Source organism: Macrococcus sp. 19Msa1099 (genome assembly GCA_019357535.2).
GTDB lineage: Bacteria > Bacillota > Bacilli > Staphylococcales > Staphylococcaceae > Macrococcoides > Macrococcoides psychrotolerans.
Genome location: CP079955.1, coordinates 1,226,459 through 1,244,360, shown reverse-complemented (window position 1 = coordinate 1,244,360; position 17,902 = coordinate 1,226,459). Strand labels below are relative to the sequence as shown.

The window sequence follows — 17,902 nt, the reverse complement described above, 5'->3', positions numbered from 1 at the left end:
ATGGAATTAATTAATCAGGAAAGAGTCGCGAAAAAACTCTCTGGACGTCTGACTAAAAACGCGATAGTTAAGTTTATTTTCTTCTTATGTACGATTATCGGATTAATTGTTCTAGCAATGCTTCTTTTTGACATTATCAGAAAGGGTGCAGGTTATCTAACACTAGAGTTCTTTACGAACTTCTCTAGTACTACACCTTCAAAAGCTGGTATTAAAGGAGCTTTAATCGGTACATTATGGCTTATGATGACGATTGCACCGATTGCAATTACTCTAGGAGTTGCGACAGCTATTTATATGGAAGAGTATGCTAAAGATAATTTCTTTACACGCTTTGTTAAAGTAAATATTGCAAACCTAGCGTCTGTACCATCTGTAGTATTTGGTTTATTAGGATTAACACTATTCGTTCGTGGTGGCGGAATAGAAGCACTTTCATTAGGAAAATCTGTTTTAGCTGCAGCATTGACGATGTCTCTTATGATTCTGCCGGTTATTATTGTATCGTCACAAGAAGCAATTCGTGCAGTGCCAAACGCCATTCGTGAAGCATCTTTAGGATTAGGTGGAACGAAATGGCAGACGATAACGAACGTTGTACTTCCGGCGTCTATTCCTGGGATATTAACTGGAACGATTCTTGCACTATCCCGTGCAATTGGTGAAACAGCACCATTAGTAGTTATTGGTATTCCGACGATCTTTATGAAAACACCAGATAGTATTATGGACCGTTTTCAGGCTTTACCAATGCAAATCTTTACTTGGGCGAAATTGCCAAAAGCAGAGTTTCAGTTTGTATCATCAGCAGCGATTATCGTGTTACTTATTATTTTAATTGCAATGAACTCAATCGCTATATTTATCCGCAATAAATATCAGAAAAAATTCTAGCTCATTTTTGAGAGGAGTCAATATAATGAATTCAAAAGTAAACGTTATTAATAGAAATGAAACTTCAACTGAGAATAAGAAAATTGTTGCTGAAAGTCAACCTGCATTAACGAATAATGAACATACGATAGTTACAGGAGAGACACCAAATCCAAATAATCGTAAGATCGTTTATCAGACAAGAAATTTAAATCTTTGGTACGGTGACCATCATGCTTTACAAAATATCAATCTTGATATTTTAGAGAATGAAGTAAATGCAATTATCGGGCCATCTGGTTGTGGTAAGTCGACGTATATTAAAACGCTCAATCGCATGATAGAATTGATCCCTAGCGTGCGTACTTCAGGTGAAATTCTTTACCGTGGAGATAATATCTTTGATAAAAGCTATAAAGTTGAACATTTAAGAACCCGTGTAGGAATGGTCTTCCAAAAACCAAATCCATTCCCAAAATCTATCTATGATAACATTACGTATGGTCCTAGAATTCACGGTATTACTGATAAGAAAATATTAGATGAAATTGTTGAAAAATCTTTACGTGGTGCTGCAATCTGGGATGAGACGAAAGATCGTCTGGACAAGAATGCTTACGGCTTATCTGGTGGGCAGCAGCAACGTGTCTGTATCGCACGATGCTTAGCAATTGAACCAGATGTTATCCTGATGGACGAGCCTACATCAGCATTAGACCCAATTTCTACATTAAAGGTGGAAGAATTGGTACAGGAAATCAAAGATAAGTATTCAATTATCATTGTTACGCATAATATGCAGCAAGCTGCACGTATCTCTGATAAAACCGCATTCTTCTTAAATGGATATGTAAATGAATATGATGCAACAGATAAGATCTTCTCTAACCCAGCTGATGAACAGACTGAGAGATATATCTCAGGAAGGTTTGGTTGATATGAGAGAGATTTACGAAGAAAGTTTACAGCATCTGGAGGCAAGTGTTCTTAAACTGGCTGATGAAGTATATAGAGCAATCGAAAAAAGTATCAATGTACTGAGTGATAGTGATAAAGCGATGGCTAGAGAAATTATCGAACATGACCGTGTTATCAATTCGATGGAAAGCGATATTGATGACCAGATAATTAGTTTGATTACAAAGCAGCAGCCAATCGCTACAGATTTAAGGGTTATTCTTTCTTCAAGTAAAGTATCATCTGAACTAGAAAGAATGGGTGATAATGCAGCCAACATTGCTAAGATTCGTAAACGTGTGAAGATTGAAGATGCATATATTCTCACGCGTCTGCAAACGATGGGAAAGCTTAGTATGATGATGCTCGCTGATTTAAAGGAAGCCTATGAGAGTAAAGATGTTAATTTGGTTAAAGAGATTATTGAGCGTGATAATGATATAGATGACTTATATAAAGAAATCATTAACAGTGCTTACTTAATTGATAATGATCCATATATTTCAGGTCAGGCCCATTTAGCAGGTAGATATCTCGAGCGCATTGGTGATCATATTACAAATATTGCGGAAAGTGTTTATTTCACGATTACTGGTGAAAGATTTGCCTAAATCACAAATTTACACTAGATAAATCATGCTTCTCATGGTATTATATAAAAGTCGTATGGATATTTAGAAACGTGAGGAGGGAACAACTATGCGCGTTAATGTTACTTTAGCTTGTACTGAATGTGGTGACCGTAACTACATCACTAAAAAAAATAAACGTAATAACCCAGAACGTATTGAAATGTCAAAATACTGTGCAAGAGATAATAAGAAAACTTTACACAGAGAAACTAAATAATATTTTAAACAGACACATTTTGTGTCTGTTTTTTTGTTAAATCATAAAATTTTGATCAGTTTATTGTATAATTATATATGGGTGATGTTATGACTAAGAAAGAGTTAAGGAAGGCAACGATAAATCAGTTAAAATCGTTAACAGACAAATACACTAAAGAAAATATGATCATTGAGAAATTAATAAAGCACCAACATTTTAAAGATGCGGAGTCTATTGGTATAACGTTATCAATGGATCATGAGATGGATACACGATTTATCATCCGTTATGCACAAATGCTTGGTAAGACTGTATTTGTCCCAAAGTGTGATTACAGTAAACAACAAATGTATTTTACGTACTTTACATCTGCGGAAGATATAGTTGAAGATCGTTTTGGAATTGATGTAATGAAACATGATGACGGAAAAAATGAACAGCCAGCACTTCTTATTGTTCCGGGTGTACGTTTCGATGAATCAGGATACCGTATAGGTTATGGTGGCGGTTATTATGATAAATATTTAAGTACGTATGAAGGGCATACAATTAGTCTTGTATTTGAAGCGCAGATAGGAGAAGTGATCATTGAGCCACATGATATTCCCGTAGCGTATATCATTACTGAAGAAAGAGAATGGCATACAGGTACGAAACAATGATAGAACAAAAAAAGATATGGAGAACGATTTATGAATACACAAAATACAGTGATTTTGAGTACTTTACACACGGAGAAGCAGAAGACGATATATGGCTGATTAATAGAAAAAAGGGTATCATTAAAAGGGTTATCCTAAAAAAAGAGACAGCACAGTCCACACTCTTTATGGTACAAAAAATTATGGATCATTTTAATGATATTGAGGATACAGTAGGTCATACAATCAATAGATTTGAAATTATTCTCGTAAATCAGACAAATCATTTTCAGGATAACATGCCGAATCATATATTTATCGAACAGTGTAATGACGAGAGCGATTTAAAGCGCCTATTTGGACATCCATATCAGAAGATTACAGGCAAGAATAAGGATAAGGCAATTAAAACGTATAAGAAAAGTGTATTAAATGGAAATATGATTGAAAATGCAATCAGAAAGTTTTCCCCGCTGACATATTTAATTATGCTGCTCAATGTCGTTATTTTTATTCTTATGAGTATCGTTCAACATATTCATAAAGTAGAAATGATAATTGATAAAGGAGGGCTGACACATTTTAATTTTGTGCATGGAGATTACTATAGGATCATTACTTCTATCTTCATACACTTCGATGTGCAGCATCTGCTTTACAATATGATGACGCTTTTTATATTTGGTAAGCTTGTAGAATATTTATATACGCGCTGGCAATATTTATGTATTTATTTTATAGGTGGTATTATTGGTAATCTGATTTCTTTGACATTTGATAATATATCGATATCTGTAGGAGCCAGTGGTGCCATCTGTGCGCTTATCGGAGCACTGATGAGCCATTTGATATTCAGTGGAAAATTCGAGAAAAAATTTCTCATACAGACTTTTATCGGCATTCTTATCTTCTTAATTGGCAGTGCAATCTTTGAGAACGTAAATCATTATGCACATTTTGGTGGATTATTTGGTGGATTGTTCATTGCTTCAATGTTTTTTATTTATCGATACAGTAAAAGATATTTCTATTATATGGCACTCGGCCTGGTTGTTATTTTAGGATTACTCATCATCAATATTTTTTCCGAGCGTGAACATCATATATACAATGAATATGCTAAGCAATATTTGATGGAAGGAAAAGATAGTGAGGGCATTGAGATTATTCGCAAGACCATTGATAGAGGCTATCAGAATGATGAAACTTATGTACTCTATGGCCTGTGGAAAACAAAGGATGAAGGTTTATCAAGTGGTTTGTTAGTCTGGTTAGATGCTCTGAAAAAGTATCCTAATAGTGAACGGCTGAACTTTCAGCTTGCATTAGCATACCGAGCAATGGATGACTACCCGAAAGCAGAGAAATATATTGATAAGACCATTACAATCAATAAAAAGGAAGAATACATAAAATTAAAGAAAGAGATTCAGGAATTCAGGTGAGAAAATGAAGCAATTCTATGATGTACAGAAACTATTGCAAAAATTTGGAATTATTATCTATTTTAAAGATGAAAAGAATACGTTAGCGATGATGGATGAAGAGTTAAAGTCATTGCATGATGCAATGTTAATTGATAATGAGACTTATATCCAGGCGCGTTTACTGATCAATCAGAGAAGGATGAATAAACTATGATTTTAGCAGCAGATATAGGTGGAACAACTTGTAAGCTAGGTATATTAGACTCAAACCTCAATATTATTAAAAAATGGGAAATCGTTACGAATAAAGAGGATAACGGAACACATATATTAAAGAACATTTATGATTCATTTATTAAACATTTAAGTGATGTAAATTTAAACATTAAAGACTGCATAGGTGTGGGTCTCGGTGTTCCGGGTCCGGTAGATTTTAACAATGGCATCATCAATGGAGCGATTAACTTAAACTGGCATGGTAAGATCGATATTAAAGCGCAGTTTGAAGCATTAAGCGGATTGCCAGTATATGTAGATAATGATGCAAATGTAGCAACGCTCGGTGAAAAATTTCGAGGAGCAGGCAGAAATGAGTCTGATGTCGTATGTGTAACGCTAGGTACAGGCGTAGGTGGGGGTATCGTCAGTAATCATGAGCTTATTCACGGATTCAATGGTGCAGCAGGGGAATTCGGGCATATTACTGTAGATACGAAGCAGAGATTTAAATGTAACTGTGGAAAACATGGCTGTCTTGAGACGGTTGCAAGTGCTACAGGGGTCGTAAATTTAGCTTATCATTATTATGAAGAGCTTCAATTCAAGACGGTGATCGAAGATGCAATCAGAAATAAAGAGCTTCAGGCAAAGATGATATTTGATGCCGCAAAAGCAGGGGATGAGTTTTCGATATATGTGATTAAGAAAGTAGCGAAGCACCTCGCTTATGCATTTAGCATTATCAGTGTCATGACAAATCCTAAGCACATTATTATTGGTGGGGGAGTCTCTAAAGCAGGACAGTTTCTTGTAGATCATATCGAACAGTATTATAAAGACTTAACATTCCTTCCAGCTTATGAAGGAACAAAGATTGTAACTGCTGAGCTAGGCAATGATGCAGGGATGATTGGTGCTGCAGGTTTAATCAAAATTTATATTCTAGGAGAGAAAATATAATGGCGATAATAGATGTTGTAATCATACCGATGGATGGAAAATCTATCAGTATCAGTAAATATGTTGCGGAAGTACAGAATATACTTGAAGCGATGAAACAAGAGGGAAAGATAGATTATCAACTGACACCGATGAGTACATTGATTGAAGGAGAGCTTCACGACTGTCTCGTAGCATTAGAACGCATTCACGAATCTCCGTTTCAGGCAGGGGTTGAACGGGTGTGTACGAATATTAGAATTGATGATCGAAGAGATAAGCAAAGAAAGATGAATGACAAGCTTGACGCTGTAAAGAAACATATGCATTAAAAAAAAGACATCGAATGATGTCTTTTTTAATGGTGTAAAATTGGATATCCATAAGTGAAGATTGTTGCTAACGAGAAGAATCCAAAAGACAAAGTTGCAAGTAGACCAAAAATGATGCCTAATACATTTTTAGACTTTAATGAACTTAATAGTGCTTTTATTGAAAATAAGAAAACTAAAAACATTAGAATCGCAAAAATATTCACACCGATGTGAATTTTTACGCCAAAAACTTCAAATAGTTCGCCCGTGTTAATAAATGGCATAGTATAACCCCCATGATTTTCTTTTGTTATCATTAATATTGTATAATTAAAGTATATATTTGTCGAGTAAATTTTAGGAGGAATTCAGTTTGAAGAAAAAGAAAATTGCTTTAGGTATGATTGAAACGAACTGCTATATATTAGAGAATGAACAAGAAATTTTAATCATTGATCCAGGAAATGAAGCGGATAGGCTCATCGCTACAATCGGTAATACAGATAAAAAAGTAATTGGTGTGCTGCTGACACATGCACATTTTGACCATATTGGAGCAGTTGATGCAATATGTAGCTATTATCAGTGTGAAGTTTATATGTCTCAAATTGAGAAATACTTTTTAACAGACCCGCTTAAAAATGGTTCAGATAAATTCAGTCAATACGGAATAGAATCCACAATAGTGAAGCAACAGCCGAAATTTATGGATAATGGTTTCCATCAAATCGGAACATTTAGTTTTGAAGTACGACATACGCCAGGACATTCGCCAGGGAGCTTAAGTTTTATATTTAAGAATTTTGCGATTGTTGGTGATACTTTGTTTAAGGAAGGTATCGGAAGAACAGATCTTTATCAAGGAGATACGTCGCAATTACTCAATAGCATCGAAAGGGAATTACTTTCATTAGATGAAGCATTCATCATTTGTCCGGGTCATGGTCCTGAAACGACTGTCGGATATGAAAAAACACACAATCCATACTTATAGAAAAAAACCTTCCGATTCCGGAAGGTTTTATTCGTGGTGGCCAAAGCTTGGCTCTAATAAAAATGTAGAATAATAAGTGAAGCCTACGAAACACACGATTAAGTATGCTGCAAATATATACATGTACATTCTTTCTGATAAGTTTAAGTATCCAAGTAATACAAAAAATCCTGTTTGAGCAATGAATACAAATGACATCATAGACATTCCGCCTACATAGAACATTACTGCAAAGATTGCTGTCCAGAACCCTAAAGTTTTAAAAACCTTATCCATTTGGCAATTCCCCCTAATTTCAGACTCTTCATATCACTTATTATTATAAAGTTAACGATAAGATAAGTAAACCTTAATTTTACGAAATTTGTAACATCCAATTCTTTCTTTTTTATTTGTAAATTTAGATAAATTTATTTATTTGTATGATATTAAATAGCTTAAGAAGAAAGATCAAGAATAAGCTTATATGATAGATGAGGAGGTAGAGATGGAGAGATTATTCAATGAAATAATAGAGCAGGCAATTTTACAAAGTGCATCAGATATACACTTCATTCCTGGTGATAAAAGCATATCTATTAAATTTAGGATACAAGGTGATATTGAAGACTATAGCGACATCGACGATATATTATTTAGAAAACTACTTTCATATATTAAATTTACAGCACATCTTGATGTATCAGAAAAGAATAAGGCCCAGAGTGGCATAATACATTTTAACCTGAATAACTTACGATACAATATTCGCGCATCTACTTTACCTCGGTCATTAGGTGATGAAGCATGTGTATTGAGGATTATCAGACAAAGTTTTATAGATGAATATCAGACAGATGATCAAATATTGTTCAATCAAATGAAAAAATCAAGCGGTATAATTATCATTAGTGGACCAACTGGAAGTGGTAAAAGTACATTAATGTATCAACTTGTACATTTTGCGAAGAATACATTGAAACGACAAGTAATTTCAATAGAAGATCCTGTAGAACAGCATATTGACGGTATCATACAAGTTAATGTTAACGAAAAAGCAGAGATAACGTATCAAACCGCGATAAAGGCAATCCTTAGATGTGATCCAGATATCATTATGCTAGGTGAAATAAGAGATTCAGTCGTAGCCCAGCAAGTTATCAATGCAGGGTTAAGCGGGCATTTAGTTTTAACGACATTACATGCGAATGATTGCATCGGCGCATTATTTCGACTTAAAGAAATGGGAATTAATGCTGTTGATCTATATCAAAGTATTAATTTAATTATCAATCAAAGACTTGTAAAAAGAATAGATGGAAAGGAGCGTGTTTTAGCCTATGAATTTTTGACAAAAAAGGATATTGAAAAATATTTAAAGGATAAACATATAAACTATAGAACGCTGGCTGACATATTTAAGGAGATGTATGAAACAAATCAAATTTCACAACATGAATTTGAAAAATTTGATCTATAAAAATCGTCTGAGAATATATCACAAAGATTTCTTAATCAGAATTTCTGAAATGACAAATAACGGATTCACTCTTTATGAAGCAGTCTCTTTCTTGAATACGCAATATATAGAAATTGAAAAAGAGATAAAGGAAGAGGCATTAAAATTACTTGAATCAGGAAAGCAGTTATCCGAGTTGCTCGACTACTTTAACTATAGTGATGATATTGTAATGCAGGTACAGTTTGCTGAGCGGTACGGTGATGTAAATATGACATTGGTACGATGTTACGATTATTTAGAAAGTAAAGCAAGGCTTGCCTCACAACTTATAAAGACAATTCAATACCCTCTTATTTTAATCCTCATATTTATTGCGCTTATATTTACAGTAAACTTAACGGTACTTCCTCAATTTCAATCTATGTATGACACTATGGATGTAGATGTAGGGACAGAAATAAAAGTTATGACTGCAATTTTATTTTCTCTACCTTATATCATCTATAGTTTTATACTATTATTCATAGCACTTATTTTAGCTTATGCTTTCTATTTTAGGAAACAGTCTGTTGCTAGTCAGCTTAAAATATTATATTCTGTACCGCTGATTAAAGATTTGTATCGCTTGTACATTACCTATCGCTTTAGTGAAGTGCTTTCTTTCTTTCTGTCCAATGGTGTGATGATGAAAAGAATATTGCAAATATTATCGTCACAAAATAAGAATGAAACCTTTCGATACATTGCGCTCATGATCAATCATAAGCTTTTAGAAGGTAGACCGCTCCCTGATGCTGTCAAGGAGATGAATATATTCGAGTCTTCACTTGTTCAATTTATGGAGCATGGAGAGCGAAATTCAAAATTAGATAAGGAACTAAAATACTACAGTGAATTTATATTTGATCGATTTCAACATCGATTATTACGCTGTATAAAAGCAATTCAGCCAGTAATTTTTATGATATTAGCATTGTTAATTGTGACCATGTATCTCGTCATCATATTACCGATGCTACAAATGATGGAAGGTATAAAATAAGGAGGAGTTATAGTGAAACGCATAGCGAGCAGATTAAAAAAACAATTTAGTAAGAATGAAGGATTTACTTTAATTGAAATGATTATTGTATAGAAAATGCTGAACGCCTTATAAAATAAGGAATTCAGCATTTATTTTTGAAGTAAAAATTGAGGTTTGACCACATTATGACCACAGAAATCAATTTTCTATTTCTTCTTTATCTAGTTTTAACGCTTTTTCCATGTGGTCATCAAATTTTTTAACGACCTGGGCACGTGACTTTTTAGTGACATGCGCATATATGCCTAATGTCGTATTAATACTTTTATGACCTAATCGCTCCTGAATATCTTTTGGAGATACTCCAGCTTCAATTAAATTAGTAGTATGGGTATGCCTGAATGTGTGAGGACGAAACTTCTTATCCTCAATTCCTACAGCCTTACAAGCAACTCTGAATCGTTTATACACTAATCCTGATTTGTATGGATCGCCGAAATGGTCGCAGAATAAAAAGTCTTCATCAATATACTGTTCACCGAAAACTTCTTTAGTCTGTTTACGTTTTGTTACTATATTCTTTAATTCTACAGCAAGCGTATCAGAAAATGAAACAATCCGACTATTGTTATTTTTAGGTGGTATCAGTTTATGACCACGCTTTTTATCATCAGGATTGAAAAGTGTCTTTGTCACACGTATTTCATTCTTTTCAAAATCTATATCCTTTATCTTCAAAGCCATGACTTCACCTGGTCGCATACCTGTATAATACATTGTCAGAAAGAATTCGTAGGAATCCTTATATTTATATCGATCTGACTTAAATTCCTCGAATATAGCACGTGTGTCTTCTTTAGAGATTGACTCTTCAAAGAACTCTGTACTTTCCAATTCTTCCACAGTTACAAGTGGTTTAGGGTATTTGCAGTTTAGAGCAGGGTTTACGCTGATTATTCCATTCTTCACCGCATAATCCATGATAAGATTTAACGTTCCTTTAACGCTCTGTGTGTACGCCTTAGAATATATCCTTTTCTCTCCTAACATCATCTCATCGATGACATTCTGACACATCTTATGATTTATCTTCTTTATTTCGATATAATCGAAAAAATCATAGAGTTTAACCAGGTTTTGTTTTCTCGATGTATAGGTACTTATTTTCTCTTTCTTCTTATATTCTTCCATGAATTTTTCGGCGACCTGTCTAAATGAAGGGCTGCCATTATTTAATGCACCATATTGTCCGAGCATCGCCATCCGTTTATCATATTCTGCTTCAGCTCTTTTGATGGCTTCACGTTTACTTTTATGACGTCTTGTTATCTGTTGTCTTTTTCCTGTTACGGGGTCGCGTGGAGCTTCTAAGGTAACTTTATACTTACCATCTTCTAGTTGTTGGATATGCATCGTCTACATCCTTTCTAATCCAATTAATTTATGTGTCTTAGATCTGTTGATTAATAACTCTACACGTTTCGTCGCATGTTCCTGTGATACTTTAAAATAATCCATGATTGCTTCAACCGTAAATAAGTTATATTCAACGATTAATCGTTCAGGCATCATAAAGAGTAGGGCGAATTTATCTGCTTCTGTTTCCTGCATGTAGTTATACGATGGATGCATTTGTTTCGAAACTCCTACATGCATAAAATAATGGCCAAGTTCATGAGCGAATCTGAACCACATATCTTGCGGTGTTCCAAATTTAATGAATATAACATCACATCCGTCTAACTTCATATAGCAGCTCATTTCGTGATTATATGCGATATGAAGATTATAAATATGAGCGAGAGCTTCAATACTTAAATCCTCAACTCTCTCGATAATATACGCTGTAATATCATTCACAAGTTCTTCAATTCTCATGTTATCTCCCCCAAATATAGAATATATGTTTGATTTTTATTAAAAATAAGAACGTATGTTCTATTTATCGTTTTAAAAATAGCCGACCAGTAGGATACTAGTGGTCAGCTAGTGTGGTTATTTACTTTTTATATTCATGATTATATTGCATGTTTAAGCTAGTTAAAGCTGCAATCCCAGAAACCATATGTTTATCAGCTTCTTTTATTATTTGTTTGATATACTCTAAATCTTCAGGTTTAACATTATTTTCATTGAATAATATTTTAGCACGTTCTATACCTTTTATTCTGTTTCCTAGCATAGATTGTATCTCTCTTTTATACGTTTCAAAAGATTCTCGATCTGTATCTGTAAAATAATCAGGAGTAGGCATGTTATCGTATGATTTAATCAAATTTTGATACTTAGTTTCTAAGTCAGCCATTTTTCCATAGGCATCAAAATTATTAATACTTCCATCTGAAATTCCATCAAAAGTATTTATCCAATTTTCATTCCAATATTTATCTATTAAATGCATTTGATTTTCTGTAACAGACGCAAAATCATTTTTATAGTCTTTTTCATGCTGTTTTTTCTCTTTGACTTCATTTTTGATTTTTTGTTTCTTTTCTTCTTTTTTCTTGTTTTCTTGTTCCTTAGCTTGTTTTACAAGTCTTTCTCCTTCTTGTTTATCTTTTAGTTCCTGTGCAATTCTATCATTTTTCTCAGTTTCATTTTCTGTCAATGCATCAAACACTAAGAATATAAGGCCTAAAGTAATTAAAGTGGTTAAAATCATTTTCCATGGGGTCACTGATCTAAAACCGATAATTTTTCTGTACCATTTTCTTTCTTGAAAATTTGAACTGATATGATGTTTAGATAAATAATTTTCGAAAGAAGCATAGTCACTATTGACTCTAATTTTTTCTCCGTTATCAAATGTATACACTCTACTCATAGCATATTTATCAATATCAACGTTAGAAACATTAGAAATGTCGAAACTTTTTATAGTTTTATAGCCCTCTATAATTTCTTCTTTTTGGGTAATTTCTTTTCCTTTACTGTCCAAAATACTTTTTTCTTTTTTGCCCAAAATTAACTGAATTAACTTGAAGGTGTTAGAATCATCATCCAATAAAATATATTGATTTGCAGTTAACTTATGTAAATCACCATCAATTAAATGGTCAAAAATTTCGCCTTCTGATATTAGATATTCTATTATTTTATCCTTCTTCATTTTTAATCCCCTTTGTTTAGATTATTTATTTTTCTTCGCTTTCGCGATTAAAAATTCAGCTTGCTCTATTAATGATTGTTCTATTCTTTTTTGTTCTTCTTCGCTTAAATCAGAAAAACCTTCTAGATGGTTGAAAAACAAAGAATCAATACTTCTATCATTTTCGCTATTCCCTAAAAGGGTATCCACAGTTACATCATATAAATCTGCTAGAATTTTTAAGTTTTCGGCAGATGGCTCTGCGCTTCTCTCGTCATTTCGCTCGTATCTTGAATAAGCTTGTGGTGTGATGTGTAATTTATCTGCCACTTGTTTTTGGGTCATTTTTTTAGCCTTTCGAAATTTAGCTAAATTTTTATGTAACATTATCTACCACCTCTTATATCTATGATTATAGTGGTTATGGTATTAAACTAAAAGTTTAAATTTAAAATTAAACCAAAAGTATAATTTTTTAGTTGACTTAAACTAAAGGTTTAAATATAATGAGATTATAAATTAAACCAAAAGTTTAATTTAATTTTATCTAGGAGGTGAATAAAATGAGTGAAAACTTAAAAAAGTTAAGATTAGACGCTGGACTAACTCAAAGTGAGCTTTCGAATAAGTTAGGATGTACAATGCAATACTATAATATGATTGAAAATGGCAAGAAAATTCCAAGTGTACAACTATCAAAAAAAATAGCTTCAATATTAGGTACAGATTGGACTATTTTTTTTAATAACGAAGTAAACCAAAAGTTGAATATTCATAATAATAACAACCAGGCAAGCGACCAAACTCACCTGGTATAAACCATCAATTACACGACCAAATGTAATTGTACGGTGTGACCAACACCGTACCTAAAGTATAGACCAAAAGCACGTAAACATAAAAGGACAAAAAGTTTTCGAGATGAAAACTAGAGGAGGAGATTTTTATGAATGAATACACTACTAAAGAATTAGTTGAAGAATTAGTAAAAAGAAAGGGTGTCGAAGAAGTTTTTGCAGAAGTCGAAGATCGTTATGACATAAAAATTGGTGATAGTAGATCATCAGTAACAACCTTCGGACTAGGACCTGCAAGAATATTGATAATTATTGATTAATAGGGTCTATAAGGATGTACACCTTTAATAAAACTTTCTAAGTATGAACCTTTAGAACCGCTATTGAGCAGAGATTCAAATTTAGAACTCGGGACATTTGAATATATGTAAGTTTTACCGTAATGAAAAGTTACAAATAATTCAGACGTTTGTGGATTGTATCCAACGCTTTTGATATTCGAACTAGCTACCGGAATCATATTTACCATTTTTTCACCACCTTTCTATATCAAATATATAGAAAATTCTAAAAATATATAACGGAACGTAAGTTCTGAAAAAGGAGAAACAATTATGTTCAAAAGTATACAAAGACATAGAGAACGTACTAATAGAACTCAATCACAAGTTGCAGACATGTTACTTACTACTAAACCAAATATCTGCAATATCGAAAAGGGACGTCGTAATATCTCATCTGAAATCTTAATGACAAGTTACGAAAGAAGTGATGATCCAATTCTAATCAAAGAAATGTCATACGAATTCTCGAATGGATACACGACACCTGCACCATCAGAAGTTGTATTTGATGATCATCGTATATGTATAAAAGAGAGGATGCTTAATGAAATACGAGAAGTAATTGATGTTCTCAATCTCTACCGTATTGATAAACGCCCTGAATATTGCAGTCAAGAAGACATCGAGCATGTAAGACGTATCGCTAGCGAAACGCAAGATGTGATTTTTGAAGCACAGGCACTAATCGACAAAATCATTATAGATTACCAATTGAACCCACAAGAATTATCCGGAACAAGAAATCAGCGTTACAAAATGGAACGCAGAATTTAATAACGAATTCGGCATCTGCTTAGATGTTTAAAGAGCGAGAGTAGGCGATGATATGAGCCACGTCATAATACATCTAAAGATCATTGCGATGACTTAAGCATGTAAGCAGATGCCGAAAGAAAGAGTAGAGGTGATTCCATGTTTGCACCAGAAGTTATTAACAATTTAACAGATGCAATCGCAGAACAGCTTGAGGACAAACTGACAAAGAAATATCATCCAACAGTTTCTAGGGAAGAAGCGATGGATCTTATAGGATGTAGCGCTGCAGTATTCAATGAAATAAGGAAACGAGATGATTTTCAGTTCGTTCATATTGAAGGAATCTCGTCACGTTACAGCACAGCAAACTTAATCGAATGGATTAACGGAAGGAGGAAGTGACATGAAGTATTTAGCGAAGTTATCTTATGCATCACTTTATCTACTTTGTACATTTTTCGCATGCTTAGTGGTGTTATTCCTAGCGCTAGGGTTTCAAATGCAACCAGCACCAAGATTAGGGTTAACGATGATTATTCAACTTTCTTCATTCCTTTTGCTTTCAACTTACAAAGATTTAAAGGAGGTGAGATAGATGAGAAAATTACAAGCATTAAAAATAGCCCTCTTAATCGTCATCTTGGCGGAGGAGATTAAGAGAGCAAGAGAACTAAAACATGTTTATGGAGATTCAACAGGACGAAATTACTCAAAGTCCAGTCCTAGTATTAAATGCCCTATTTGAAAATATTTTTGTTAATAAAATTCCATTGTTCTTTGCTTAGCCAACCATTTTTATTATTGACAATTTCAGCAACAAAAAACTTGTCACCTTTATCAAGAAATGGTTTAAGTTTATCCATCATTTCTGATGGAGTCAATGAAGAACGAAATAAAAATGAAGATTTCCAATAACTACAACAACCATTGGATATTTCTTCTTTTATAACCTTTATTACTTCATCATACCTTTGTCCAGGATTATTTAAATCATAAGTTAGCATATAAGGTTTATTCATAATTTTCACCACCTCTCTTAATCGAATTAAGAAAAATTATACAGTAAGCGCTTACAAAATATAACGGAACATCAGTTCTAAAGGAGAAATTATTTTATTCCAAAACATTTATTAATGAAAGAACAGAAAGGATGAAGTAAATGAACACATTAATCAAGATCGAGAATAATTCAGAACTAGGACCAGTCGTAAGCAGTAGGATAGTTGCAGAGGAATTAGGTAGACAACATCAACATGTTAAAAGAGATTTGGACAAAATTTTAATGAGTCCAAATGTGGACGCATTAATTTTTAAGTCAGATTACAAAGATAGTCGTGGCAGAACTCAATCGGAATATTTATTAACTAAAGACGGATTCATCTTATACATGTTCAACATCCAAGGTCACAATGACTTCAAAATGGCATATATCAATAGATTTAACGAAATGGAGAAAGCATTACAAAACAGATTGCCTGGAACATACAAAGAAGCATTATTGCAGTTAGTTGAACAAGTGGAAGAGAACGAGAAATTACATCTAGAGAACACGATGCAGAAACAACAAATTGGAGAGTTAAAACCGAAAGCGAATTATGTAGACACAATTCTTAAAAGTAAGAGCTTGGTCACTATAGGTCAGATCGCAAAAGACTATGGCATGTCGGCTCAAGAGATGAATAAACTTCTGCAACGATTCAAAATTCAATACAAACAATCAGGTCAATGGCTACTTTACTCAAATCATCACGCTAAAGGCTACACACATTCAGAAACAACTGAGATTACGCATAAGGATGGCAGTGTATCAGTGCGAATGCATACGAAATGGACACAGAAAGGTCGTTTATTCCTTTACGAGTTCTTGAAACACAGAGATATCATTCCTGTAATTGAATTTGAAAGCGAGGAAACTGCATGAAGTTACCTTACTGTAGGCAAGTAGAGTTCGTTAAAGTCGGAAGAGCATTTTTCACGCTTGATGAGTACTACAGATTGATAAAAGAATACGGACCGCATTGTGATGTTGAGTGGGAGTTAGAAAGTGATTGTGGAGTTGCTTATTTTACAGAAGTAGTCACTGTAGGAGGTGATGGAAATGCAGGATAACTTATCAGAGCTTGAGTACTTGGAAAAACTGTATTGTAACGATGAAGAGGATGAAGATAATTTGAATTGGAACTTAAATCATCAAGAAGATGTTTATCGTGATGGAGAGTTTAACACATAAAAAAAGCGCATATCAAGGATACGCGCATCAGAAAACAAGTCTAACTCATTATAGCACATAAAAATGAAGGAGGAAATAACATGGCAGAGGTTTTAAACACAAAGGACATGACTCATGAAGAATGGCTGAAAGCTAGACAGGCAGGTGTCGGTGGAAGTGATGCCGGAACTATTCTTGGAGTGAATAAATGGAAATCTAAAACGCAACTATTCTTCGAGAAGGTAAATCCAGAATTAAAGCAACAAGTTGACAACGAATTTATATATTGGGGGAACGTCCTTGAAGATGTTGTAGCTAAAGAATTTGAAACAAGGACAGGTAAGAAAGTCAGAAAAAACAACAAAATGTTAAGACATCCTGAACATGAATTTATGTTAGCAAATCTAGATAGAGTAATAGTAGGAGAAAAGGCATTGCTCGAATGTAAGACCACTTCGCAATACAATATCGATCAATGGAAGGATGACGAGATACCAGCATCGTATCTTTGTCAGATTCAGCACTACATGGCAGTTACAGGATATGAAAAAGCATATATCGCAGTTTTATGTGGTGGTAATCAGTTCATTTGGAAGGAAGTGCCACGTGACGATGAATTGATTGAAATTATCATCAATGCTGAAAAGGACTTCTGGTATAACAATGTTCTTGCAGGTGTTATTCCTGAAATAGATGGAAGTGATGCAACTAAAGATTTTTTGAATCATATGTATAAAGATATCGATGAAACCGAAGTTCAGTTAAGTGATGATGTCGAAACATTATTAACTGCATTAGAACAAGTTAAGCAAGAAGAAAAGGAACTTAAAGAACTTAAAACGCAGTATGAAAACAAAATAAAGCACATATTAGGCAACAACTTAGCAGGTAAAACAAGTGGATATCAGGTTACCTGGAAACCACAAGTAAGAAAGACTTTGGATACTAAGAAGATTCGAGAAATTTATGGAGAACAATTAGACCCTTATTACAAAGAAACAGAAACTAGAGTATTAAAAATCAAACAAATCAAAGGAGCGTAATAATT

The 17,902-nt window shown here is 33.6% G+C and carries 30 protein-coding genes; 22 read left to right on the top strand and 8 right to left on the bottom strand.

Annotated features, from left to right (window positions below; genetic code table 11):
• The 9 genes from pstA to KYI10_06470 all read left to right on the top strand — a co-directional run bounded on the left by pstA (position 1) and on the right by KYI10_06470 (position 6,219).
• Entirely contained in the window at positions 1–894 is an 894-nt protein-coding gene (gene pstA / locus KYI10_06510; GenBank protein ID QYA32049.1) for a phosphate ABC transporter permease PstA, read from the top strand.
• Between the two features lie 25 nt (positions 895–919).
• Positions 920–1,810, top strand: coding sequence for a phosphate ABC transporter ATP-binding protein PstB (gene pstB / locus KYI10_06505; GenBank protein ID QYA33923.2), 891 nt, complete (start codon positions 920–922; stop codon positions 1,808–1,810).
• Positions 1,770–2,441, top strand: a complete 672-nt coding sequence (phoU, locus tag KYI10_06500; GenBank protein QYA32048.2) for a phosphate signaling complex protein PhoU — start codon at positions 1,770–1,772, stop codon at positions 2,439–2,441. Before pstB ends, phoU begins: the two co-directional genes overlap by 41 nt.
• Before the next feature lie 88 nt (positions 2,442–2,529).
• The gene (gene rpmG / locus KYI10_06495; protein ID QYA32047.1) at positions 2,530–2,679 is read left to right on the top strand and encodes a 50S ribosomal protein L33; all 150 of its coding nucleotides are present in this window, start codon (positions 2,530–2,532) and stop codon (positions 2,677–2,679) included.
• Between the two features lie 89 nt (positions 2,680–2,768).
• Positions 2,769–3,323, top strand: a complete 555-nt coding sequence (locus KYI10_06490) for a 5-formyltetrahydrofolate cyclo-ligase (GenBank protein QYA32046.1) — start codon at positions 2,769–2,771, stop codon at positions 3,321–3,323.
• Entirely contained in the window at positions 3,320–4,747 is a 1,428-nt protein-coding gene (locus KYI10_06485) for a rhomboid family intramembrane serine protease (GenBank protein QYA32045.2), read from the top strand. The genes KYI10_06490 and KYI10_06485 overlap by 4 nt, the downstream gene beginning before the upstream one ends.
• 4 nt (positions 4,748–4,751) lie before the next feature.
• Positions 4,752–4,943, top strand: coding sequence for a YqgQ family protein (locus tag KYI10_06480; GenBank protein ID QYA32044.1), 192 nt, complete (start codon positions 4,752–4,754; stop codon positions 4,941–4,943).
• Entirely contained in the window at positions 4,940–5,908 is a 969-nt protein-coding gene (locus KYI10_06475; GenBank protein ID QYA32043.1) for an ROK family glucokinase, read from the top strand. Before KYI10_06480 ends, KYI10_06475 begins: the two co-directional genes overlap by 4 nt.
• Positions 5,908–6,219, top strand: a complete 312-nt coding sequence (locus tag KYI10_06470; GenBank protein ID QYA32042.1) for an MTH1187 family thiamine-binding protein — start codon at positions 5,908–5,910, stop codon at positions 6,217–6,219. Before KYI10_06475 ends, KYI10_06470 begins: the two co-directional genes overlap by 1 nt.
• A gap of 26 nt (positions 6,220–6,245) precedes the next feature.
• Here the strand turns inward: KYI10_06470 and KYI10_06465 are convergent, their stop codons facing one another.
• Positions 6,246–6,485 carry a DUF2759 domain-containing protein gene (locus KYI10_06465; protein ID QYA32041.1) on the bottom strand — a complete coding sequence of 80 codons (240 nt, stop codon included), beginning with the start codon at positions 6,483–6,485 and terminating at the stop codon, positions 6,246–6,248.
• 89 nt (positions 6,486–6,574) lie between these two features.
• Here KYI10_06465 and KYI10_06460 point away from each other — a divergent pair, with 89 nt between their 5' ends.
• Complete coding sequence (locus tag KYI10_06460) at positions 6,575–7,195, top strand: MBL fold metallo-hydrolase (protein ID QYA32040.1); 621 nt, start codon at positions 6,575–6,577, stop codon at positions 7,193–7,195.
• 27 nt (positions 7,196–7,222) lie between these two features.
• Here the strand turns inward: KYI10_06460 and KYI10_06455 are convergent, their stop codons facing one another.
• On the bottom strand, positions 7,223–7,471 hold the full coding sequence (locus KYI10_06455; GenBank protein ID QYA32039.1) for a DUF2626 domain-containing protein: 249 nt from the start codon (positions 7,469–7,471) through the stop codon (positions 7,223–7,225).
• Between the two features lie 211 nt (positions 7,472–7,682).
• Here KYI10_06455 and comGA point away from each other — a divergent pair, with 211 nt between their 5' ends.
• Together comGA and comGB are read left to right on the top strand one after the other, a co-directional pair.
• Complete coding sequence (gene comGA, locus KYI10_06450) at positions 7,683–8,654, top strand: competence type IV pilus ATPase ComGA (GenBank protein ID QYA32038.1); 972 nt, start codon at positions 7,683–7,685, stop codon at positions 8,652–8,654.
• Positions 8,605–9,678: a competence type IV pilus assembly protein ComGB gene (gene comGB, locus KYI10_06445; GenBank protein ID QYA32037.2), complete on the top strand. Its 1,074-nt coding sequence runs from the start codon at positions 8,605–8,607 to the stop codon at positions 9,676–9,678. The genes comGA and comGB overlap by 50 nt, the downstream gene beginning before the upstream one ends.
• Positions 9,679–9,858: 180 nt before the next feature.
• Here the strand turns inward: comGB and KYI10_06435 are convergent, their stop codons facing one another.
• The 4 genes from KYI10_06435 to KYI10_06420 all read right to left on the bottom strand — a co-directional run bounded on the left by KYI10_06435 (position 9,859) and on the right by KYI10_06420 (position 13,135).
• Positions 9,859–11,073 (bottom strand): site-specific integrase, encoded by a 1,215-nt coding sequence (locus KYI10_06435; protein QYA32036.1) that lies wholly within the window; start codon positions 11,071–11,073, stop codon positions 9,859–9,861.
• Positions 11,074–11,076: 3 nt separating this feature from the next.
• On the bottom strand, positions 11,077–11,538 hold the full coding sequence (locus KYI10_06430) for an ImmA/IrrE family metallo-endopeptidase (GenBank protein ID QYA32035.1): 462 nt from the start codon (positions 11,536–11,538) through the stop codon (positions 11,077–11,079).
• A 121-nt stretch (positions 11,539–11,659) separates the two neighbouring features.
• Entirely contained in the window at positions 11,660–12,769 is a 1,110-nt protein-coding gene (locus KYI10_06425; GenBank protein ID QYA32034.1) for a hypothetical protein, read from the bottom strand.
• A 21-nt stretch (positions 12,770–12,790) separates the two neighbouring features.
• Complete coding sequence (locus KYI10_06420) at positions 12,791–13,135, bottom strand: helix-turn-helix transcriptional regulator (protein ID QYA32033.1); 345 nt, start codon at positions 13,133–13,135, stop codon at positions 12,791–12,793.
• 176 nt (positions 13,136–13,311) lie between these two features.
• Here KYI10_06420 and KYI10_06415 point away from each other — a divergent pair, with 176 nt between their 5' ends.
• The gene (locus KYI10_06415; GenBank protein QYA32032.1) at positions 13,312–13,566 is read left to right on the top strand and encodes a helix-turn-helix transcriptional regulator; all 255 of its coding nucleotides are present in this window, start codon (positions 13,312–13,314) and stop codon (positions 13,564–13,566) included.
• Positions 13,567–13,694: 128 nt separating this feature from the next.
• Positions 13,695–13,865: a BC1881 family protein gene (locus KYI10_06410; GenBank protein ID QYA32031.1), complete on the top strand. Its 171-nt coding sequence runs from the start codon at positions 13,695–13,697 to the stop codon at positions 13,863–13,865.
• On the opposite strand, the gene KYI10_06405 is transcribed toward KYI10_06410, so the two are convergent.
• Positions 13,862–14,074 (bottom strand): KTSC domain-containing protein, encoded by a 213-nt coding sequence (locus KYI10_06405; protein QYA32030.1) that lies wholly within the window; start codon positions 14,072–14,074, stop codon positions 13,862–13,864. The genes KYI10_06410 and KYI10_06405 overlap by 4 nt on opposite strands.
• An 85-nt stretch (positions 14,075–14,159) precedes the next feature.
• On the opposite strand from KYI10_06405, the gene KYI10_06400 reads away from it, so the two are divergent.
• The 4 genes from KYI10_06400 to KYI10_06385 all read left to right on the top strand — a co-directional run bounded on the left by KYI10_06400 (position 14,160) and on the right by KYI10_06385 (position 15,390).
• Positions 14,160–14,663 carry a helix-turn-helix transcriptional regulator gene (locus KYI10_06400; GenBank protein ID QYA32029.1) on the top strand — a complete coding sequence of 168 codons (504 nt, stop codon included), beginning with the start codon at positions 14,160–14,162 and terminating at the stop codon, positions 14,661–14,663.
• A gap of 138 nt (positions 14,664–14,801) precedes the next feature.
• Entirely contained in the window at positions 14,802–15,047 is a 246-nt protein-coding gene (locus KYI10_06395; protein ID QYA32028.1) for a hypothetical protein, read from the top strand.
• Between the two features lies 1 nt (position 15,048).
• Positions 15,049–15,240, top strand: a complete 192-nt coding sequence (locus KYI10_06390; protein ID QYA32027.1) for a hypothetical protein — start codon at positions 15,049–15,051, stop codon at positions 15,238–15,240.
• On the top strand, positions 15,241–15,390 hold the full coding sequence (locus KYI10_06385) for a hypothetical protein (GenBank protein QYA32026.1): 150 nt from the start codon (positions 15,241–15,243) through the stop codon (positions 15,388–15,390).
• Here KYI10_06385 and KYI10_06380 read toward each other — a convergent pair.
• A complete protein-coding gene (locus tag KYI10_06380; protein QYA32025.1) occupies positions 15,383–15,664 on the bottom strand; it encodes a hypothetical protein in 282 nt (93 codons plus the stop codon). The genes KYI10_06385 and KYI10_06380 overlap by 8 nt on opposite strands.
• A gap of 140 nt (positions 15,665–15,804) precedes the next feature.
• Between KYI10_06380 and KYI10_06375 the strand changes: the two genes are divergently transcribed.
• The 4 genes from KYI10_06375 to KYI10_06365 all read left to right on the top strand — a co-directional run bounded on the left by KYI10_06375 (position 15,805) and on the right by KYI10_06365 (position 17,897).
• Positions 15,805–16,566, top strand: coding sequence for a phage regulatory protein/antirepressor Ant (locus KYI10_06375; protein QYA32024.1), 762 nt, complete (start codon positions 15,805–15,807; stop codon positions 16,564–16,566).
• On the top strand, positions 16,563–16,754 hold the full coding sequence (locus KYI10_06370; protein QYA32023.1) for a hypothetical protein: 192 nt from the start codon (positions 16,563–16,565) through the stop codon (positions 16,752–16,754). The genes KYI10_06375 and KYI10_06370 overlap by 4 nt, the downstream gene beginning before the upstream one ends.
• Complete coding sequence (locus KYI10_12630; GenBank protein XBW67558.1) at positions 16,744–16,875, top strand: hypothetical protein; 132 nt, start codon at positions 16,744–16,746, stop codon at positions 16,873–16,875. The genes KYI10_06370 and KYI10_12630 overlap by 11 nt, the downstream gene beginning before the upstream one ends.
• An 80-nt stretch (positions 16,876–16,955) precedes the next feature.
• The gene (locus tag KYI10_06365) at positions 16,956–17,897 is read left to right on the top strand and encodes a lambda-exonuclease family protein (GenBank protein ID QYA32022.1); all 942 of its coding nucleotides are present in this window, start codon (positions 16,956–16,958) and stop codon (positions 17,895–17,897) included.
• Positions 17,898–17,902 lie beyond the last annotated feature (5 nt).

Coding starts and splice junctions, on each gene's coding strand:
- pstA (QYA32049.1), top strand. CDS start 1: ATGGAATTAATTAATCAGGAAAGAGTCGCGAAAAAACTCTCTGGACGT.
- pstB (QYA33923.2), top strand. CDS start 920: ATGAATTCAAAAGTAAACGTTATTAATAGAAATGAAACTTCAACTGAG.
- phoU (QYA32048.2), top strand. CDS start 1,770: ATGAACAGACTGAGAGATATATCTCAGGAAGGTTTGGTTGATATGAGA.
- rpmG (QYA32047.1), top strand. CDS start 2,530: ATGCGCGTTAATGTTACTTTAGCTTGTACTGAATGTGGTGACCGTAAC.
- KYI10_06490 (QYA32046.1), top strand. CDS start 2,769: ATGACTAAGAAAGAGTTAAGGAAGGCAACGATAAATCAGTTAAAATCG.
- KYI10_06485 (QYA32045.2), top strand. CDS start 3,320: ATGATAGAACAAAAAAAGATATGGAGAACGATTTATGAATACACAAAA.
- KYI10_06480 (QYA32044.1), top strand. CDS start 4,752: ATGAAGCAATTCTATGATGTACAGAAACTATTGCAAAAATTTGGAATT.
- KYI10_06475 (QYA32043.1), top strand. CDS start 4,940: ATGATTTTAGCAGCAGATATAGGTGGAACAACTTGTAAGCTAGGTATA.
- KYI10_06470 (QYA32042.1), top strand. CDS start 5,908: ATGGCGATAATAGATGTTGTAATCATACCGATGGATGGAAAATCTATC.
- KYI10_06465 (QYA32041.1), bottom strand. CDS start 6,485: ATGCCATTTATTAACACGGGCGAACTATTTGAAGTTTTTGGCGTAAAA.
- KYI10_06455 (QYA32039.1), bottom strand. CDS start 7,471: ATGGATAAGGTTTTTAAAACTTTAGGGTTCTGGACAGCAATCTTTGCA.
- comGA (QYA32038.1), top strand. CDS start 7,683: ATGGAGAGATTATTCAATGAAATAATAGAGCAGGCAATTTTACAAAGT.
- comGB (QYA32037.2), top strand. CDS start 8,605: ATGAAACAAATCAAATTTCACAACATGAATTTGAAAAATTTGATCTAT.
- KYI10_06435 (QYA32036.1), bottom strand. CDS start 11,073: ATGCATATCCAACAACTAGAAGATGGTAAGTATAAAGTTACCTTAGAA.
- KYI10_06430 (QYA32035.1), bottom strand. CDS start 11,538: ATGAGAATTGAAGAACTTGTGAATGATATTACAGCGTATATTATCGAG.
- KYI10_06425 (QYA32034.1), bottom strand. CDS start 12,769: ATGAAGAAGGATAAAATAATAGAATATCTAATATCAGAAGGCGAAATT.
- KYI10_06420 (QYA32033.1), bottom strand. CDS start 13,135: ATGTTACATAAAAATTTAGCTAAATTTCGAAAGGCTAAAAAAATGACC.
- KYI10_06415 (QYA32032.1), top strand. CDS start 13,312: ATGAGTGAAAACTTAAAAAAGTTAAGATTAGACGCTGGACTAACTCAA.
- KYI10_06410 (QYA32031.1), top strand. CDS start 13,695: ATGAATGAATACACTACTAAAGAATTAGTTGAAGAATTAGTAAAAAGA.
- KYI10_06405 (QYA32030.1), bottom strand. CDS start 14,074: ATGGTAAATATGATTCCGGTAGCTAGTTCGAATATCAAAAGCGTTGGA.
- KYI10_06400 (QYA32029.1), top strand. CDS start 14,160: ATGTTCAAAAGTATACAAAGACATAGAGAACGTACTAATAGAACTCAA.
- KYI10_06395 (QYA32028.1), top strand. CDS start 14,802: ATGTTTGCACCAGAAGTTATTAACAATTTAACAGATGCAATCGCAGAA.
- KYI10_06390 (QYA32027.1), top strand. CDS start 15,049: ATGAAGTATTTAGCGAAGTTATCTTATGCATCACTTTATCTACTTTGT.
- KYI10_06385 (QYA32026.1), top strand. CDS start 15,241: ATGAGAAAATTACAAGCATTAAAAATAGCCCTCTTAATCGTCATCTTG.
- KYI10_06380 (QYA32025.1), bottom strand. CDS start 15,664: ATGAATAAACCTTATATGCTAACTTATGATTTAAATAATCCTGGACAA.
- KYI10_06375 (QYA32024.1), top strand. CDS start 15,805: ATGAACACATTAATCAAGATCGAGAATAATTCAGAACTAGGACCAGTC.
- KYI10_06370 (QYA32023.1), top strand. CDS start 16,563: ATGAAGTTACCTTACTGTAGGCAAGTAGAGTTCGTTAAAGTCGGAAGA.
- KYI10_12630 (XBW67558.1), top strand. CDS start 16,744: ATGCAGGATAACTTATCAGAGCTTGAGTACTTGGAAAAACTGTATTGT.
- KYI10_06365 (QYA32022.1), top strand. CDS start 16,956: ATGGCAGAGGTTTTAAACACAAAGGACATGACTCATGAAGAATGGCTG.